Genomic DNA, 16,941 nt, shown 5'->3' on the forward strand with positions numbered 1-16,941 from the left:
CGGTGGCGCGATGGCTCTCGCACAGGTCGCCGGTCTCGCCGTCCGCAGCTGGGGGACCCCCGCACCCGACAGACCGGTCGTGCTCGCCCTGCACGGGCTGACCAGCACCTCCGCGGTGTGGGCGGACCTCGCCGACCGCCTCGACGTCCCCGTGGTGGCTCCCGACCTGCCCGGACGGGGTTTCTCGGTGGCGGCGGCCGCGAGACCGGGCCTGGCCGGTCTGGCGCGGGAGGTCGTGCGCAGCGTCGACGAGCTCGGCCTGCGCCACGTCGTCGTCGTGGGGCACTCGATGGGTGCGTTCCTCGCCCCGCTGGTCGTCGAGGGACTGGGCGAGCGGGTGCTCGGCACGGTCCTGCTCGACGGCGGGGTCGCCCCCGAACCTTCGATGCTGCTGAAACCGCTCGTCGTCCGGGGCGCGTTCGGCGTGCAGACCCGGCGCCTCGTCCGGGACTTCCCCGACGCCGACGCCTACACGACCGTCGCCGAGGGGAAGGCTGCGGCGAACCGGCCGGACCTGCAGCCGGGTTTCCGGGCCTGGGCGGAGGCGGTGCTGCGCCCCAGCGCTCAGGGGTTCCGGCCGAACCTGGACGCGCGTCGGCTCGTGGCCGACGCCGTCGACAGCCTCACCCGCGCACCGCACCTGGGACTCCTGGTGGCCGCCGGCGCACCGGTCCACCTCGTCGCCGCCGCGCACGGCGCCGACGACACGAGACCCGCGTTCCTCTCCGGGAACGCGATCGCCGCCGGCAACCGGGTCGTCCCCCACCTGACGTGGGAGCGCGTCGAGGCGAACCACGCCACGATGCTCTTCGACCCGGCCGCGGCGGCGGCCGTGCGGGAACTGCTCAGTTCGTGAGGTCGACCGGGGAGCTGATCGCCTCGGGGCGCTCGCACGTCGTGGTCAGGGTCACCGAGGTGTTCCCGTCCGCGGCCTGCTGCACCGATTCCATGATCTCGAGGACGTGCAGGGCGACCTCGTCGTTCGCGCGGTGCTGACGCCCCTCGTCCACGGCCATGGCCAGGTCGGCCAGACCGTAACCGCGACCGGAGTCCAGGTAGCCGGCCTTCACGCCGACGTCCTTCCAGTTCGCGTCGTTGTCGGCGTCGGGACCCGGCGCCGGCGCGGTCGCCGCGGAGAACAGCTCCACCGACCCCTCGAACATGTTCGGGTCGGGCACCGAGATCGTCCCGCCAGTGCCGTACACCTCGATGCGGGGCAGGCGTGCCGCCCAGGTGTCGAAGCTCATGATGAGCGTCGACAGCGCTCCCGAGGCGTGCTCGAGGATCCCGGTGATGTGGGTGTCGATGGTGACGGGGAACGACTCCTCCGCCCGCGGACCGGAACCGATGGTCCGGGTCTGCGAGGGACGGGTCGAGGCGCCGACGACCCGGACGACCGGCCCGAGCAGGTGCACGAGCGAGGTCAGGTAGTACGGACCCATGTCCAGCAGCGGACCGCCACCGGGCTGGTAGTAGAAGTCCGGCTGCGGGTGCCAGCGCTCGTGACCCGGGGTGGTCATGAACGCCGTCGCGGAGTGCGGCGTCCCGATCTCCCCGGCGTCGAGCAGAGCTCGGGCCGTCTGCACGCCCGTGCCGAGCACGGTGTCCGGGGCGCAACCGACCCGGACCCCGGCGGCGGCCGCGGCCTTGACCACGTCGCGCCCCTCGGCGACGGTCGAAGCCAGCGGCTTCTCGCCGTAGACGTGCTTGCCCGCGGCGATGGCCGCCAGTGCGACCTCGGCGTGGGTGCGCGGCAGCGTCAGGTTGAGGACGACGTCCACGTCGGGCGAGGCCAGCAGCTCGTCCAGCGACATCACCTGCGCGCCGTGCTCGTCGGCCAGGGCCTGCGCACGCTCGGGGACGAAGTCGCTGACCGCGGTGATCTGCAGCTGCGGCAGCTTCTTCAGCGACGCGGAGTACTGGGCGGAGATGACACCGGCGCCGACGACGCCGACCTTCAACGGGCTGCCCACAGCAGACCCCTCTCGATGATCGTCTTCACGTTGGGGTTCTTCAGCGTCTCGGGGTCGTGGCCGGGGGTGGCCACGAAGATCCGGCCCTTGCCCCACTGGCGCGTCCAGACCGCCGGGGAGGTCACCGGGCGGTTCCAGGCGTCCCACTCGCGCACGGCCTGCGTCGTGGTGGCCAGGACGTCGATGTAGTCGTCGGACAGCACCCAGTACTGCTCGGTGACGAGGTCGAAGTCCTCGATGCCCTCGGTGATCGGGTGCGAGGCCGCCGCGGCCGCCATGTTGACCCGGTAGGGCATGTAGTTGTCCTGCGGGCCACCCTCGCGCTCGTCGGGGTGCTTGCCGGGGTGGCAACCGAACTGCCCGCCCACCAGCGTCAGGTAGTCGGAGTTGTTGCGGTAGGAGTCGGCGATCCCGCCGTGCCAGCCGGCGAAACCGGTACCGGCCTCGACGGCCTTCTGCAGCCCCTCGAACTCCGCCTTCTCGATGGAGTTCATGGTGTTGCACTGGACGATGAGGTCGACCGTGGCGAGGTAGTCGGCGTCGGTGTAGACCTTCGGGGTGCTGGGGGAACTGCCGCCGAGCTCGGTCCCGAGGTCCTCGACGCGGACGGTGAAACCGTTCGCCTCCAGGTGCGGGATGAAGAGGTCGGTGGCCTCGACGGGCGAGTGCCCGTCCCAGCCGCCGCGGACGACGAGAGCCTGGCGAGTCACGGAAGAGCCTTTCGGATCACTTGGAGAAGCCGGCGGTCAGGCCGGAGAGCAGCTGACGACGCCCGAGGATGTAGAGCACGAGGATCGGCAGGGTGGTCAGGACGACCGAGGCGAGGACGGCCGGGATGTTCACCGAGTACTGGCCCTGGAAGGTCCACAGCGCCAGCGGCAGGACGCGCAGGTCGGCCCGGTCGGTGAAGATCAACGGCAGCAGGAAGCCGTTCCAGATCTGCAGGCCCTGGTAGATCGTCACCGTGACCAGCGCGGGACGGGTCAACGGGAAGGCCAGGCGCCACATGGTGCCCCACTCGCTGGAACCGTCCATGCGCATGGCCTCGAACAGCTCGTTCGGGACGTCGCGGACGAAGTTGCTCAGGATGAGGACCGTCAGCGGGATGGCGAAGGCGATCGAGGGCAGGATGATCGCGCCGAGGGAGTTGTACATCCCGGACTTGATGATGATCAGGTAGATCGGGATGATCGTCGCCTGCAGCGGGATCGCCAGCCCCATGAGGAACAGGGCGTTGACCGCCTTGAGCCACCGGCCGGCACCCCGGACGATCGCGAAGGCCGCCATGAACGAGATGAGGACCGCGGGGATCGTCGCGCCCACCGTGACGATGACGGAGTTCGCGAAGTAGCGGGCGAAGTCGTTCTCGAGCACCAGCTTGTAGTTGTCCAGCGTCGGCGAACCCGACGGGAGCAGCGGGTTGGTGCCGAAGTAGCCGGCGGAGCTCTTGAAGCTCGTGATGACGATCCAGTAGATCGGGATCAGGACGATGAGGAGCCACAGCCAGCCGAAGGCGCCGCCGAACCAGTTCTTGCGGGCGGTGGTGCCGTTGGCCGAGGCCCCCGCGGAGCGGGAGGAACCCGTCCGGCGCGTCGCAGTTTCGGTCGCCATCGGTCAGGCACCTTCCAGCTGGGAGTTGCGTTCCTTGCCACCGAGGCGCTGCAGGACCTGCGCCAGGATGAGGCCGACCACGACGAGGATGACGGCGATGGCCGAGGCCAGACCCATCTGGTTGGCCCGGAAACCGGTCAGGTACATGTCCAGGGCGAGGGCGCGGGTCGCGTCGTTCGGTCCGCCGCCGGTGAGGACGAAGATGAGGTCGAACGTGGTGAGCGAGCCCACGATCATCAGCGTGGAGGACGTGATCATCGTGTTCTTCAGCTGCGGCAGTGTGATGGAGAAGAACTGACGCACCCGGCCCGCACCGTCGATCTGGGCGGCCTCGTACATCGAGGTCGGGATCTGGCGGATCGCACCTTGGTAGATCAGGGAGTGGAACGGGATCCACTGCCAGGCGATGATGAAGATCACGACGCCCATCGCCAGCGTGCCCTTGCCCAGCCAGTCCTGGGTCAGGAATCCGAGCTTCAGACCCGGGCCCAGACCGAAGTTCGGGTCGAGCAGCGCCTTGTAGGCGATCGAGACCGCCGCCGCGGACAGCAGCAGCGGCAGGAAGAACAGCACCGCCAGCACCGCGCGGTACTTCTGGTGCCCGGAGATGAAGACACCGAGCAGGATCGAGAGCGGGGTCTGGGCGATCCAGGACAGCACGATGATCTGCAGGGTGACCCACAGAGCGTGCGGGAGACCCGGGTCCGTGAGCACGGCGGTCCAGCTCTTGAGCCCGGTGAAGGAGATCGCGCCGATGCCGTCCCACGAGGTGAAGCTGAGGACGAACACCCCGATCAGGGGGACCACGGCGAAGACGACGAAGAACAGCAGCGCCGGCAGCACCAGCCACCCCAGTCGACCCGTCGACGTGTGGGCCGACGGCGTGATCTTCGCCGGGGTGGTGCTGGGGGCCGCGCTCACGGACGTGCTCACGAGCCGATCGCCGCGTTCATGTTCGCCGCGAACTCCTGCGGGGTGATGGCCAGGCCGAACAGCTTCTCGATGTTGTCCAGCAGGGTCTCGGCCTCCGTCGGGGACAGCGCCTGGTCCCAGGACTGCGCGAACGACGGCGCGTTGGTGGCGAGGTCGTAGGTGAACTTCAGCCACTCCTCGTCGTCCATGCCGGAGAACTTGGAGTCGATGCCCTTGACGATCGGGACCTCGCCGGCCTCGGTGATGTAGGCCTCGGCCTCCTTGTCCTGCAGCAGGCCGCCCTTGAAGAAGGCCAGCGCGATGTCCTTGGCCTTCTGGGTGGCCTTGGAGGAGATCGACACGTACTGCGCGGGGTTGCCGAAGGTGTTCGTCGGGTCGCCCTTGCCACCGGTGACGGCGGGGAAGTTCATGTAGCCGAGGTTGCCGCTGGAGACGAAGTCGCCGCCGTCGGTCTTCATGCCGCCGTAGGTCCAGGTGCCGTGCAGCATCATGGCGGCCTTGTCGGTGTACAGCAGCGCCTGGTCGGCGTTGGAGTCGGCCGTGATGGACGCGAAGCCCTTGATGAAACCGTCGGCCTTGACGAGGTCCTGCACCTTGGTGAGGGCGTCGATGGCCGCCGGGTCGGTCCAGGCCGGGGTGCCGTTGTAGATGGACTCGAACAGCTCGGGGCCGCCGATGCGGTCGAAGAGCATCTCCAGCCACATCATGTTCGTCCAGCGCGACTGCCCGCCCAGGGAGATCGGGGCGATGTTCGCGGCGTTGAACTTCGGCACCAGCGCCATGAGCTCGTCCCACGTGGTGGGCGGCTCGGCGTTGATCTGCTTGAAGAGCTTCTTGTTGTAGAAGAACACCAGCGGCTGCACGGTCTCGGTGGGGAGGCCGTACACCTTGTCGTCCACGGTGCCGGCGGCGAAGGCGGCGTCGAAGAGGCGGTTCTTGACGTCGGGGTTCTCCGTCAGCCACGGGGTCAGGTCGTCGACCAGCTTGGACTCGGCGTAGTTGCGCAGCGTGCCGCCGCCCCAGCCGAAGATGATGGTCGGGGCCTGACCGGCGCCGATGGCGGTCTTGATCTTGGCCTTGTAGGCGTCGTTCTGGAACGCACTGGTCGTGATCTTCTGGTCCGAGTGCGCCTTGTTCCAGTCGTCCACGGCGCCCTGGCGGATGCCCTCCTTGGGGGCCCCCGTCAGGATCCAGTCGGTCGCTCCGTCGGAGCTCGCCGAGCCCGGGCCGGAGTCGCCGCACGAGGCGAGGACCGTGGCGACGATGGGGGTCGCGGTGGCGAGGGCGATGAAGGACCGACGCGAAGTCCGGTTGTGATCCACTCTGATCTCCGATGTGCCGAGCCGCGTCCCTGCGGCTGCTCAACGCACCAGACCCTGGTGGGCCGGTGCCGAAACATGATCGAAAAGCTTTCGACCACGTCGTCTGACCGGAACGATAAGAGGACGATCGGGGCTCGGTCAAGCGGCTCGGTGAACTCGTGACCAGTTCGTGCTCGATCCGCTGCCGCAGTAGGGGCGCGAGGTTGCGATCGCATCACGAAACTTTTCGAGAAGGACTGGCGCCGGGGGCTCTTGCACTCGTACAGTCACCTCACCACCGAGTCGAGGAGGACCCGTGCTGGACCACCCGCAACGCACCCGGGACAGCCCCAGGGACAAGACCACGCTGGCCACGATCGCCGCGAGCGCCGGCGTGTCGATCGCCACCGTGTCGAAGGTGGTCAACGGCCGCGACGACGTCTCCGCCGAGACCCGGGCCATCGTCGAGGACCTGCTCGTGCGCCACGACTACAACCCCCCTTCGGGACGGCGCGCGAGCGCGACGACCAGGGCGGTCGAGTTCCTCATCGACGGTGACTTCTCCTCCTACTCCACCCAGGTCGTCGACGGGGTCGTGCAGGCGGCGGCGGAACAGGGGGCCTCGATCGTGGTGGGCGTCCTGCGGGACCGGCGCAACGGCCGCTTCACCGTGCCGCCGCGGTCGTGGGCCCGTTCGCTGGCCGCGTCGGGCCGCACCGGCGTCATCGTCGTGACGGGTGAGCTGACCGGGGCCCACGTCGACGCCCTCGCGGCGGTCAGGATCCCGCTGGTCGTCATCGACCCGCTGAACCTGCCCCGGACCGAGGTCGCGAGCGTCGGGTCCACCAACTTCACCGGGGGCATGAGCGCGACGAACCACCTCATCGCCCAGGGTCACCGACGCATCGCCTACGTCGGCGGTCCCCCGGCCGCGTCGTGCAACCAGGCCCGGCTGCACGGCTACCGCGCCGCGATGGAGTACGCGGGCCTGGTCCCGGCCGAGAACCACATCCGCAACGAGGACTTCCAGTACGACGCCGGCCGGCGCCTCGGCGCCGAACTCCTGGCCCTGCCCGACCGGCCGAGCGCCGTCGTCGGGGGGTGCGACTCCATCGCCCTGGGGGTCATGGAGGCGGCGCGCATCCTCGGACTGCGCATCCCGGAGGACCTCTCCGTCACGGGTTTCGACGACACCGAGCTCGCCCCGATGGCCGCTCCCCCGCTGACGACCGTCCGCCAGCCGTTGCGCGAGATGGGCCGGGTCGCCCTGCGCACCGTCCTGCGCATGGCCGACGGGGAGCAGCTCGACTCCCACCACGTGGAACTGGCGACGGAACTCGTCGTCCGCGGTTCCACGGCGAGGTTCTGACTCCGGTTCAGGTGCGCGCGGCCTCGAGGACCCGCAGGAACTCGCTGACCTCGTCCTCGGCGGCGGAGGTGGCCAGCTTCACGGGGCGACCCGCGATCTCCAGCGTGACCCGGAGTCCGCCGAACACCGGGCGGGCCCGGAAGCCCACCCGCCCGACGTCGGAGAGCGGCACGGAGGCGACGGACGGAGCGCCCACGAGTTGCGGCTGGGCCAGCCACACCGACTGCGCGGTGACGGCGAGCGCGCCCGCCCCGCCCAGCGCCCCGCCGGACAACGGGAGTTCCGCCAGCAGGGTCTCGCCGCTCTGGCTCAGGCGGCCGGCGAGGATCGAACGGGCCGCGCCCGGGTCGGAGGAGAACACCCCTCCGTCCTACCACCCGGGTCAGGGGGCGGGGGTCGTGTCCTCGCGCACGGACGACGCGCGGCCCGCGACCGCGGCCTGCGCGGACCTCCGCCGGGTGGTGTCGACCAGGAGGTCGACCGAGCTCACCCACTGGTCCACCGACCCCACCCCGACGGGCAGAGCCCGCACCCGCGGGTCCTCGACGGTCTCCAGGACCACATCGCTCGCCCGTTCCGGGATCCCCTGGAACTCCCGGTCGTGGAACCGTTCGGTGGCGACGTCGGCGACGGGGAGACCGACCTCGCGCTGCCGTTCGCGCAACTCCTCCAGCGCCCGGCACAGGGCGGCCTCCCGCGAACGCCACTCCGGGGCCGCCAGGCAGGCCGTCAACCGCGGACCGGTCCGTCCCGACACCGACCGCGCGAAGACCGTCCCGACCCACTTCGGGTAGGGGACCCAGACCCGGTCGAGCAGCAGACCCAGCCGCACCGCGACGTCGACGAGCCGGGCCGCGACGACCCGCGACCCCAGCTCGTCACCGCGGGAACCCGCCCGTCCCACGAACGGCAGTTCCTGTTCCAGCTGCTTCCACGAACAGGCCACGAGGTGGCGCCACACGTCGTCGGGGTACCAGCGGAGCCGGTCGCGCAACGCCGCCCAGCGGCCCTCGTCGTCGGCGAAGACGGGTCCCGCGACGACCTCCAGCACCGCCTGTCCCGTGAAGGCGAGCCAGTCGGTGACCGACCAGGGGTCCTCCGGCCCGACCCCGAGGCGGCCGGCGACGAACTCCGCGAGCGGGGCGACCTCCACGCGGTGTCGGGCGACCGCGTCCCAGGTCGTCGGGAACCGCACGGGAGCGCCGCGGAACTCCTCGGGCAGGTCCTCCTCGAGGAACCGCACGACGTCGGTGGCGTCGGTCGCCGCGTCGGTGAGGACGGTGAGCCGCAGTCCCCAGTCGTGGTCGGTGGAGACCTCGTCGTCGAGACCGAGGACGTCGGAGCCCCCACCGAAGCGACCCGCGACCCAGGACACCGCCGGGAACTCCCGTCGCAGCAGCGGTGCCACCACCTCGTCGTGCAAGGATCGTGCGAGTTCGGCACCGGACACCCGGCCACCCTGGCAGTCACCGCAGGTGACCGCCAACGGTGCAGGTCGACTCGGAGGAGGTCCACGTGGAGGTTCGTGCCGAGGCGGTCGCGGCCGCGGTCGACGACGTCGCGCAGGTCCTCGCCGAACGGGGTGATCCGCTCGACCTCGCCCACCGCGTGGTGCAGCACTGCGCGACGCTGCTCTCGGCGAGCGCCGTGGGTTTCCTGGTGGAGGACAGCGCGGGTCGGCTGGGCCTGCTGGCGGCGTCCTCGAGCGAGGCGCGGGTGGTGGAGCTCCTCCAACTGGAGACCGACGAGGGTCCCTGCCTGGACTGCCACCGCTCGGGTGCGCCCGTGGTGTCCCCGGACGCGGCCGACCTGGCCCGCCGGTGGCCCGTCTGGTCGCGCGCGGCGAGCGTGCACGGCATCGTGTCCGTCCACGCAGTGCCGGTGCAGCTGCGCGGACGCACCATCGGCGCCCTCAACCTGTTCCGCGACCACGAGGGCCCCTACTCCACGGTGGAGACGGACGTCGCGCACGCCATGGCGTCCTTCGCGGCCATCGGCATCAGCCAGCTCGAGGCCAGCGCGCAGGGAGAACGCCTGCGCGATCAGCTCCAGGCCGCGCTGGAGAGCCGCGTCGTGCTGGAGCAGGCGAAGGGCGTCCTCGCCGAGCGGCACCGGATCCACCCCGACGAGGCGTTCGGCCTCCTGCGCACGCAGGCCCGCAGCGGACGCCGTCGCCTCCTCGACGTGGCGACCGAGGTCGTCGGGGCCACGCCGGGCGGGGTGGGCGCCGACGCGCGGGCCGGTCAGGCCTGACCGGCCGGCACCGTCAGCGGCGGGTCCACGTCCGCTGCACGAGCTGCTGGGTGTCGCCGCTGCCCGACGACTCGCCCCGCAGGTCGGCGAGCAGTGCGCTCGCGAGGTCGAACAGCTTGACGTTGTGGGTCTGCGAGACCTGCGACAGCTGCTTGAACGCCGTGTCGTCGTCGCACCGGGTGAGGGCCATGATGGCGCCCTTCGCCATGTCGATCACCGGTCGTCGGGTGAGCGCGGTCCGCAGCTGCGTCAACTCGTTGCGCAGGGTCTCGGCGTCGTCGTGGGCCTCGTACCGGTCTTCGACCTGCGCCTGTCCGTTGCGGCGCGAAGCGTCGTGCATCCTCGTGCGTCCTCCACTGGAGCCGTCCTCGTCCCGTCGGTCGACGGAGAGGCGGTTCGCGCAGCGAGGTCTGGGCGGTGCGAAGCCGTGACGAATGGTACGGGGACGCGGTCCCCGCGGCACGCCGACGCCGCGGGGACCGCGTCGGGCGTCAGCCCGGGAGGTGCGGGGCGAGCAGGCTGAGGTCGGCGGGCGAGAGCCGGTCGGCGGCCGTCGCCGCCTGGTGCCAGTGCGGGTAGCGCAGCGGGACGGCGCTGACCACGTCGAGGCGGGCCCGCTCCTCGTCGGTGAGGACGAGGTCGGCCGCGGCGAGGTTGTCGACCAGCTGGTCCTCGGTGCGGGCACCGATCACGACCGACGTGACGCCGGCCCTCCCCAGCAACCAGGCCAGCGCGACCTGCGCGGCCGAGACCCCGTGCGCCGCTCCGACCTCGACGAGGACGTCGACCGTGTCGTAGAGCTTCCCCTCGTCGTGGACCGGGGGTTCGCTCCACTCCCCCAGGTGTCGCGAACCGGCGGGCGCGGTGACGTCGCGCCGGTACTTCCCGGACAGCAACCCGCCCGCGAGCGGGCTCCAGACGAGGACCCCGAGGTCCTGGTCGAGGGTCAGCGGGATGAGTTCGTCCTCGGCGTCGCGCGACTGCAAGGTGTAGTGGATCTGCTGGGAGACGTAGCGCTGGTAGCCGTGTGCGTCGGAGACGGCGAGCGCCTTCATGAGCTGCCAGCCCGCGTAGTTGGAGACACCGACGTAGCGGACCTTGCCCGAGCGCACCAGCGTGTCGAGGGCCTCGAGGGTCTCCTCCAGCGGGGTCTGGCCGTCCCACTCGTGGATCTGGTAGAGGTCGATGTGCTCGGTCCGCAGCCGCTTCAGGCTCCGCTCGGCCGAGCGGACGAGGTGGTACCGCGAGGCGCCGCCGTCGTTGGGGCCCGAGCCCACGACCATCCGGGCCTTGGTGGCGAGCAGGACGTCGTCGCGGCGTCCCTCGAGGACCTCACCGGTGATCTCCTCGCTGAGACCGTCGGAGTACACGTCCGCGGTGTCGAAGAGGTTCACGCCGGCGTCCAGGGCCAGGTCGACCTGGCGGCGCGCCTGCGCGACGTCGGTGTTCCCGACGGCGGCGAAACCTCCCTGTCCACCGAACGTCATCGTTCCCATGGTGATCGTCGAGACCCGCAGTCCCGACCTTCCGAGTCGTCGGTACTCCATGGGCCGGACGCTACTCCCCCACCGGCACCCGGCGTCCCCGGCACCCGGTGAGGGCCGCTCCCGCTCAGGTGGAGGCCAACGCCACACCCCACGCGGAGGGAACGCCGTTGGGCCTGCTCGCCCTGAACACCACCGATCCGGTGTCGGGAACGACGAACTCCTCGATCTCGTGGGTCTTCTCGTCGCAGTCCAGGTCCTCCTCCGTGCCGTTGAGGTTCAGCTCGACGCTGCCCCCGCCGGTGCAGGCGTAGAACGCGCGGACGGTGCTGTTCGCGGTGAGCCCCAGGGACACACTGCCGTCGGTCTGCGCGTCACCGGCGGCGCCCCCCATCGACGAGCCACCTGCGGCGAGCGCCGCGGCGTCGACGATCGTGGTGACCTCGTCGAGGTCGGCCGAAGAGGTGCTCGGTGCGTCGTCGTGAGAACAAGAACTCAGCGCACCCAGCAGGGCGAGCAGGGCCACCGGCCCGGCTGCGTGCACCCGGAACACGCCCCGACCGCCCCGGGATGCTCGGGTGGGTGCCAACGCGACACGGTCCATGAACGAACCGTAGCGAGCCCCACCCGTTCCTCGCAGGCGGTCGAGCGTGCGACCTGCAGCGCGCGCGTCCCCCGCCGAACTGGTCGTCAGCAACCTGTACGCCCGACTCCGACCCACCCCGGCCACACGCCGCGAGATCCCCCGTCCTCGCACGGCAACCGGTGAGGATCACTGACGTGGACACTCCCCGCACCGACCCGCCGGGGCGCTGGCCCAGCCGCGAGAACCGCGCCTCGCGATCGTCAGCTCGATCGAAATGAACTACCACCGCCGGCGCCGGCAACGAGCACCCACGAGAGTCGACCGGAGCAGGGGCAGACCCGACATCTCAGACGCTGACCGAGCGCAGGGCTGCACGGATGACGTCGACGACGCTCTTCGGGTCGGCCAGCATGACCAGGTGCGAGGAATCGACTTCGGTGACGGTCATCCCGGCACGGGAGTACCCGAACCGCTCGATCTCGGGGTTGATGGTCTGGTCACTGCTCGCCACGACCCCCCAGGCCGGCTTGGACTTCCACGCAGCGGCAGTAGCCCTCTCTGAAAACAGTTCAGCGGCCAGTGGGCGCTGCCCGACCGCGAGCAGCCGGGTCAGCTGGGTATCCACCCCGGCGGCGAAGAGGGCGTCGAACCGGGCGGGGTCCACGGTGAACTCGGTGCCGGTCGAGCCGTCGGCGCGCGGGTAGCTCCAGCTGATCAGCCCACTACCCAGGTCAGTGGCGGAAGCGTGCGCGTTGAGCTCGTCGAGCGTCTCCCCCTCTTCCAGGGCATAACCCGCGAGGTAGACCAGACCGACGACGTTGGCCTCGCTGCCGGCAACTGTGATCACAGCGCCGCCGTAGGAGTGACCGACCAGCAGCACCGGGCCTTCGATCTGGCGGACCACGGACGCGATGTAGGCGGAGTCGCCGGCCAGGCTGCGCAGCGGGTTCGGCGGCACGACGACGCGGAGGCCGTCGTCGAGCAGGTCGGGGATGACGGCGGCGTAGCTGCTGGCATCGGCGAAAGCGCCGTGCACCAGCACAACGGTCGGGGTGTCGTGGGTCGTCATCGGGTCTGCTCCTCGACGTCGGGAGGGGATCAGGACGTGCGTCAGCCTGCAGACGCAGTTCGGAGCAGGGCAACCAGCGCGCCGACAGCCTGCACACCTGGACCGGCCCCGTGCTCGATCAGACCTGCGGGATCGACACATCGACCTGACTGCTGATCACCGGGTCGCAGACGCCGCCTGCGCTGACCACACCGATCCGGTCGAGAGCGAACCCACTCGTCGTCGACTCTCAGCAAGAGAACGGTCCATCCACCGTGAACGTCGCGGTGCGCCTCCCCGTGCTGTCGGTCGCACCGCAGCGCGGCGCCGGCGAACGCCTCGACAGGCTGGCTCGCCATCCGACACTCCACTCCTCGCCGCTCACGTCACTGCGCCGGGCGGGACACTCCGTCTCTACCGTCTCGAACCCAGATCAGTTCATGCCGTCGCTGGCGAACTTCCTGCTGCAGAGCTTCTCGCATGACCAGCACCTCCCGTCGGCGCATGGCTTCGTGTCTGGCGACGAAGGTCACCGGCACCCGCGCTGGGGGCATGTAAGCCGACACGGGCCTCACACCGGACACCCGGTGGGCCATGAACTTCGACAGGAGTCCGATCCCCATCCCCGAGCGCACCGCTTCGAGTTGAGCGAAGATGTTGGTCGAGCTGAAGCGGATCTTCGGTTCAGACACGTACTCAGTCACATCGAGTTCACGGACACGCTCCAAGGCACCCACGAAGAAGATGAGCGCGTGCTGACCGAGCTCGGCCAGAGTCGTCGGATCACCGTGCTCAGCGAGGTAGTCCTCGCTGGCGAAGAAGGCGTTGTCGTAATCACACAGCCGTTCACTGAAGAGCCGTGTTGCCGGCGCGCCCACGGTCACCGCCATGTCGAAGCTGCTTTCGCGCAGTGTCAGCTCACGAGCCCCGGTGACGAGTTCCACGTTCAACAGGGGATGCTGCTCCCGGACTCGAGCGATGGCCGGTACGACGAACGCGGTGCCGAAGCCGTCGGCGGCGGTCACGCGCACCGTGCCGGACAACGATGTGGACTCGCTCCCGGAGGCGACCTGCGCGACCGTGTCCATGGCCTCGACGACGGTCCGAGCGTGAGCGAGGATCACCTGCCCCTTCTCGGTCAGGCTGGACCCATCGGGTCCCCGGTCGAGCAGTCTGACTCCTAGTGAGCGTTCAAGCGCCTGCAGTCGCCTCGACACGGTCGAGTGGTCGACTCCGAGGATCTCAGCGGCAGAGGTGACGCGGCCGGCGTCGACAACGGCGACCAGGTACCGCAGGTCGTCGGCCCGGAAGTCGAACGACTTCGAACCTTTCACAAGCCACGGTCCCGCGTGTGCAAAGTTGTAGGACCCCCGTGCAACTTTGGGTCTCGACACCGCGCAGCGCCCGCCCCTAGCGTCGCACCCACCGCACGAGATCCATTCTTCGCCCATCTGCTCGTCCGACCACTGGCCCACACGATGCACCTCTGCAGTGTTTTCCCAGGTGAGCATCGTACCGGATTCACAGCTGAGTCGTACCAGCGGACGGATCTGATCCAGCGACTGCGTACACCAACGGCGTTGCTCACCACAGCGCCTCCACGCGTGTCCTGTCATCTCACCGCGCTTCTCCGAGAGGATTCCCCGATGGCAACACCTGCCGCCCTCAAGAAGGTTCTGATCACCGGAGCAGGGACTGGCTTCGGCTTCGAGGTCGCCATGCGTCTGGCTGAACGCGGTTTCGATGTCGTGGCCGCGGTCGAGATCTACGCTCAGATGCAGACGCTGAAGCGCCAGGCGGAGGTGCGAGGCGTCGAGCTGCACGTCGAGAAACTGGACGTCACCGACGCGGGTGACCGACGCAAGGCCCTCGACTGGGGCATCGAGATCCTGGTCAACAACGCTGGGATCGGAGAGGGAGGATCGACGCTCGACATTCCGGCGGCGAACATTCGACGACAGTTCGAAGTCAACGTGACCGGGCCCCTGCTCCTGACGCAGGGCATCGCCAAGCAGATGGTCAAGCGCGGCGAGGGCCGCGTCATCTGGGTCTCGTCGCGGGAAGGTTTGAACGTCAACCCCTTCACGGGTCTGTACTCCGCCTCCAAGCACGCGATCGAAGCCGTCGCTGAGAGCATGAAGGACGAGCTGCAAGAATTCGGCGTCGAAGTCGCCACCATGAATCCCGGACCGTTCCTGACCGGTTTCAACGATCGCATCTTCCAGACGTGGCAGAGCTGGGAGGACGACCCTGCGGACCGCCTCTACGACTACTCGAAGCTGGCCTTCCCGCGGCCCCAGTTCAACCCCGAGCCGGTGTACGCGACCCTCACCGCGCTGGCTGCAGGCGACCTGGACAGCTACCGGAACCTCGAGCCCACCTCGATGATCGAGGAGACCAGACAGCTCATGGAGGCTCCGTGGAGCATGAAGACCACGGATGGGCTCGGTACGCGCAACGACAACGTGCAGCAGGCCTACGACATGACACCCGAACAGCTGCGCGATGACCAGGACCCCATCCCCTCTCCCTGACGCCCCACGGTGCCTGCTGTCGGGGACGACTCCTCCGTGCTGAGGCCGGGCGGTGGCCGAGACGGTGTGTCCGTCGCCCAGCCGCAGGGGCCACGAGGTGACAGCCAGGCCCGCCACCGAACTGCTGGTTCCGTGCCCTGAACACCTGCATCGAAACAGCGCCATCGATCACCGGCAGCGACCTCGGTACGGACTGAGCGGACGACTGTTCGCGGCGGTCCGGACCCACCGACACGAAGACCCCACGCAGGCCATCCAGGTTCCCTGTGGCGGCAGCCCGACGACGCGACCAGGAGTGCTGATCTGAATGCCGACACGTCGCAAGAAGCGGAACGAACTGATCTTGCACGACGTAGCCGTCGGCACGGGTGCCACCGGGTTCCGCACGGAATCGGATTCTTCGGGTGACGTGGAGGTCCCCGCCGAGCACTACTGGGGTGCCCAGACGCAGCGCTCGTTGCTGCACCTCGCCATCGGTGATGACCGCATGCCCGAGGAGCTGTACCACGCCTACGGCTACGTCAAGAAGGCTGCAGCTCTGGTGAACCACGCCGGCGGCCGCCTCGACGCTGCCCGCAAGGACGCCATCGTCCAGGCTGCTGACGAGGCCATCCTCGGTCGACTGGACCAGGAGTTCCCTCTCTCCGTCTGGCAGAACGGCTCCGGCACTCAAACGAACGTGAACGCCAACGAGGTGCTGGCCAACCGCGCGAGTCAGCTCCTGGGCGGGCAGCTGGGCAGCAAGGCACCTGTGCACCCCGACGACCACGTCAACCTGGGCCAGTCGTCCAACGACACCTTCCCCGCAGCCATGCACCTGGCGACCTTGTTGAAGATTCGTGGCGACACCTTGTCGCAGATCAGGGGGTTGGCCGGGGCCATCATGATCAAGGCCGAACAGTGGGTCGACGTGGTCAAGACCGGACGCACGCACCTGCAGGACGCGACCCTTCTGACGGTGGGACAGGAATGGTCCGGATGGGCCGTTCAGGTGCACAGCGCGGCTGACCGCCTCGAGCACGCCCTGCGGGCGATCACCGAACTGGCCGTCGGGGGCACTGCGGTCGGAACGGGCCTGAACGCGCCCGCCGGGTTCGGTGACGAGGTCATCGCAAAGTTGTCGCAGCTCACGGGGGAAGCGTTGCGGCCCGCCCCGTCCAAGTTCGCCGCGCAGGGATCCATGGACGGCATGGTGTGTGTGTCGGCGGGGCTCCGGGGTGTCGCTGTCGCCCTCATCAAGATCGCCAACGACATGCGCTGGCTGGCGTCGGGCCCCAGGGCAGGTTTGCACGAACTCGTACTGCCAGAGAACGGATCAGGCTCATCGAGCACGCCTGGGACGGTGAACCCGACCCAGCAGGAAGCGATGGTGATGGTGTGCCTGCAAGTCATGGGGGAAGACAGCATCGTGGCCGCCGCCGGTTCTCGAGGAAACTTCGAGCTGAACGCGATGCGCCCGCTCATCATCGACAACGTCCTCCACAGCGCCACCATCCTCGGCGACGCCTGTGACCGGATGCGCGAGTTCAGCGTGACCGGAGCTCAGCTGGACCGCGCCCGCATCGATCTGTTCGTCGGGGCCTCCTCGATGCTGGTCGCGGCGCTGTCTCCCGTCATCGGCCACGACAAGGCCTCGGCCATCGCCCACAAGGCGGACGACGAAGGAACTTCTCTTCGAGAGGCAGCCATCGACTCCGGGATCGACCCCGAGGAGTTCGACCGCATCGTCGACCCCGCCGCCATGGTGGGCCACCCGCACCGAGACCTGACCGATGCCCGGAACGTCACGAGCGCACCGAGTCGCTGACTTCTCGCCTGCATCGTTCACAACCCCTCGTTCACCTGACCT

Annotated in this window: 17 protein-coding genes; 5 read left to right on the top strand and 12 right to left on the bottom strand. The window is 69.3% G+C overall.

Annotated features, from left to right (window positions below; translation table 11 throughout):
* Positions 1-10 precede the first annotated feature (10 nt).
* Positions 11-856 carry an alpha/beta fold hydrolase gene (locus AC0I8G_RS00580; protein WP_471728230.1) on the top strand — a complete coding sequence of 282 codons (846 nt, stop codon included), beginning with the start codon at positions 11-13 and terminating at the stop codon, positions 854-856.
* Here the strand turns inward: AC0I8G_RS00580 and AC0I8G_RS00585 are convergent.
* Genes AC0I8G_RS00585 through AC0I8G_RS00605 form a run of 5 tightly spaced genes read right to left on the bottom strand, consistent with a single transcriptional unit; the run spans position 846 to position 5,839 of the window.
* A complete protein-coding gene (locus AC0I8G_RS00585; RefSeq protein WP_471728231.1) occupies positions 846-1,973 on the bottom strand; it encodes a Gfo/Idh/MocA family protein in 1,128 nt (375 codons plus the stop codon). The genes AC0I8G_RS00580 and AC0I8G_RS00585 overlap by 11 nt on opposite strands.
* The gene (locus AC0I8G_RS00590; protein ID WP_471728232.1) at positions 1,958-2,683 is read right to left on the bottom strand and encodes a ThuA domain-containing protein; all 726 of its coding nucleotides are present in this window, start codon (positions 2,681-2,683) and stop codon (positions 1,958-1,960) included. The genes AC0I8G_RS00585 and AC0I8G_RS00590 overlap by 16 nt, the downstream gene beginning before the upstream one ends.
* A gap of 16 nt (positions 2,684-2,699) precedes the next feature.
* On the bottom strand, positions 2,700-3,584 hold the full coding sequence (locus AC0I8G_RS00595) for a carbohydrate ABC transporter permease (RefSeq protein ID WP_471728233.1): 885 nt from the start codon (positions 3,582-3,584) through the stop codon (positions 2,700-2,702).
* Between the two features lie 3 nt (positions 3,585-3,587).
* Positions 3,588-4,472 (bottom strand): carbohydrate ABC transporter permease, encoded by an 885-nt coding sequence (locus tag AC0I8G_RS00600; protein ID WP_380259236.1) that lies wholly within the window; start codon positions 4,470-4,472, stop codon positions 3,588-3,590.
* A gap of 41 nt (positions 4,473-4,513) precedes the next feature.
* Entirely contained in the window at positions 4,514-5,839 is a 1,326-nt protein-coding gene (locus AC0I8G_RS00605; RefSeq protein ID WP_471728234.1) for an extracellular solute-binding protein, read from the bottom strand.
* Positions 5,840-6,134: 295 nt separating this feature from the next.
* Between AC0I8G_RS00605 and AC0I8G_RS00610 the strand changes: the two genes are divergently transcribed.
* Complete coding sequence (locus tag AC0I8G_RS00610; RefSeq protein ID WP_471728235.1) at positions 6,135-7,187, top strand: LacI family DNA-binding transcriptional regulator; 1,053 nt, start codon at positions 6,135-6,137, stop codon at positions 7,185-7,187.
* 7 nt (positions 7,188-7,194) lie between these two features.
* On the opposite strand, the gene AC0I8G_RS00615 is transcribed toward AC0I8G_RS00610, so the two are convergent.
* The gene (locus tag AC0I8G_RS00615) at positions 7,195-7,548 is read right to left on the bottom strand and encodes a hypothetical protein (protein WP_471728236.1); all 354 of its coding nucleotides are present in this window, start codon (positions 7,546-7,548) and stop codon (positions 7,195-7,197) included.
* Between the two features lie 21 nt (positions 7,549-7,569).
* Complete coding sequence (locus AC0I8G_RS00620) at positions 7,570-8,637, bottom strand: DUF4037 domain-containing protein (RefSeq protein ID WP_471728237.1); 1,068 nt, start codon at positions 8,635-8,637, stop codon at positions 7,570-7,572.
* Between the two features lie 65 nt (positions 8,638-8,702).
* On the opposite strand from AC0I8G_RS00620, the gene AC0I8G_RS00625 reads away from it, so the two are divergent.
* The gene (locus AC0I8G_RS00625) at positions 8,703-9,440 is read left to right on the top strand and encodes a GAF and ANTAR domain-containing protein (protein ID WP_471728238.1); all 738 of its coding nucleotides are present in this window, start codon (positions 8,703-8,705) and stop codon (positions 9,438-9,440) included.
* Positions 9,441-9,453: 13 nt separating this feature from the next.
* Here the strand turns inward: AC0I8G_RS00625 and AC0I8G_RS00630 are convergent, their stop codons facing one another.
* The 5 genes from AC0I8G_RS00630 to AC0I8G_RS00650 all read right to left on the bottom strand — a co-directional run bounded on the left by AC0I8G_RS00630 (position 9,454) and on the right by AC0I8G_RS00650 (position 13,892).
* The gene (locus AC0I8G_RS00630; protein ID WP_471728239.1) at positions 9,454-9,780 is read right to left on the bottom strand and encodes an ANTAR domain-containing protein; all 327 of its coding nucleotides are present in this window, start codon (positions 9,778-9,780) and stop codon (positions 9,454-9,456) included.
* A 151-nt stretch (positions 9,781-9,931) separates the two neighbouring features.
* Positions 9,932-10,987 carry an aldo/keto reductase gene (locus AC0I8G_RS00635; RefSeq protein ID WP_471728240.1) on the bottom strand — a complete coding sequence of 352 codons (1,056 nt, stop codon included), beginning with the start codon at positions 10,985-10,987 and terminating at the stop codon, positions 9,932-9,934.
* A gap of 64 nt (positions 10,988-11,051) precedes the next feature.
* Complete coding sequence (locus tag AC0I8G_RS00640) at positions 11,052-11,528, bottom strand: hypothetical protein (RefSeq protein WP_471728241.1); 477 nt, start codon at positions 11,526-11,528, stop codon at positions 11,052-11,054.
* A gap of 328 nt (positions 11,529-11,856) precedes the next feature.
* On the bottom strand, positions 11,857-12,579 hold the full coding sequence (locus AC0I8G_RS00645; protein WP_471728242.1) for an alpha/beta fold hydrolase: 723 nt from the start codon (positions 12,577-12,579) through the stop codon (positions 11,857-11,859).
* 365 nt (positions 12,580-12,944) lie between these two features.
* Positions 12,945-13,892 carry a LysR family transcriptional regulator gene (locus tag AC0I8G_RS00650; RefSeq protein WP_471728243.1) on the bottom strand — a complete coding sequence of 316 codons (948 nt, stop codon included), beginning with the start codon at positions 13,890-13,892 and terminating at the stop codon, positions 12,945-12,947.
* A 312-nt stretch (positions 13,893-14,204) separates the two neighbouring features.
* On the opposite strand from AC0I8G_RS00650, the gene AC0I8G_RS00655 reads away from it, so the two are divergent.
* Together AC0I8G_RS00655 and AC0I8G_RS00660 are read left to right on the top strand one after the other, a co-directional pair.
* On the top strand, positions 14,205-15,092 hold the full coding sequence (locus AC0I8G_RS00655; protein ID WP_471728244.1) for an SDR family oxidoreductase: 888 nt from the start codon (positions 14,205-14,207) through the stop codon (positions 15,090-15,092).
* Between the two features lie 307 nt (positions 15,093-15,399).
* Positions 15,400-16,899 carry a class II fumarate hydratase gene (locus AC0I8G_RS00660; RefSeq protein WP_471728245.1) on the top strand — a complete coding sequence of 500 codons (1,500 nt, stop codon included), beginning with the start codon at positions 15,400-15,402 and terminating at the stop codon, positions 16,897-16,899.
* Positions 16,900-16,941: the final 42 nt, after the last annotated feature.

Source organism: Kineococcus sp. AC630 (assembly GCF_979255925.1).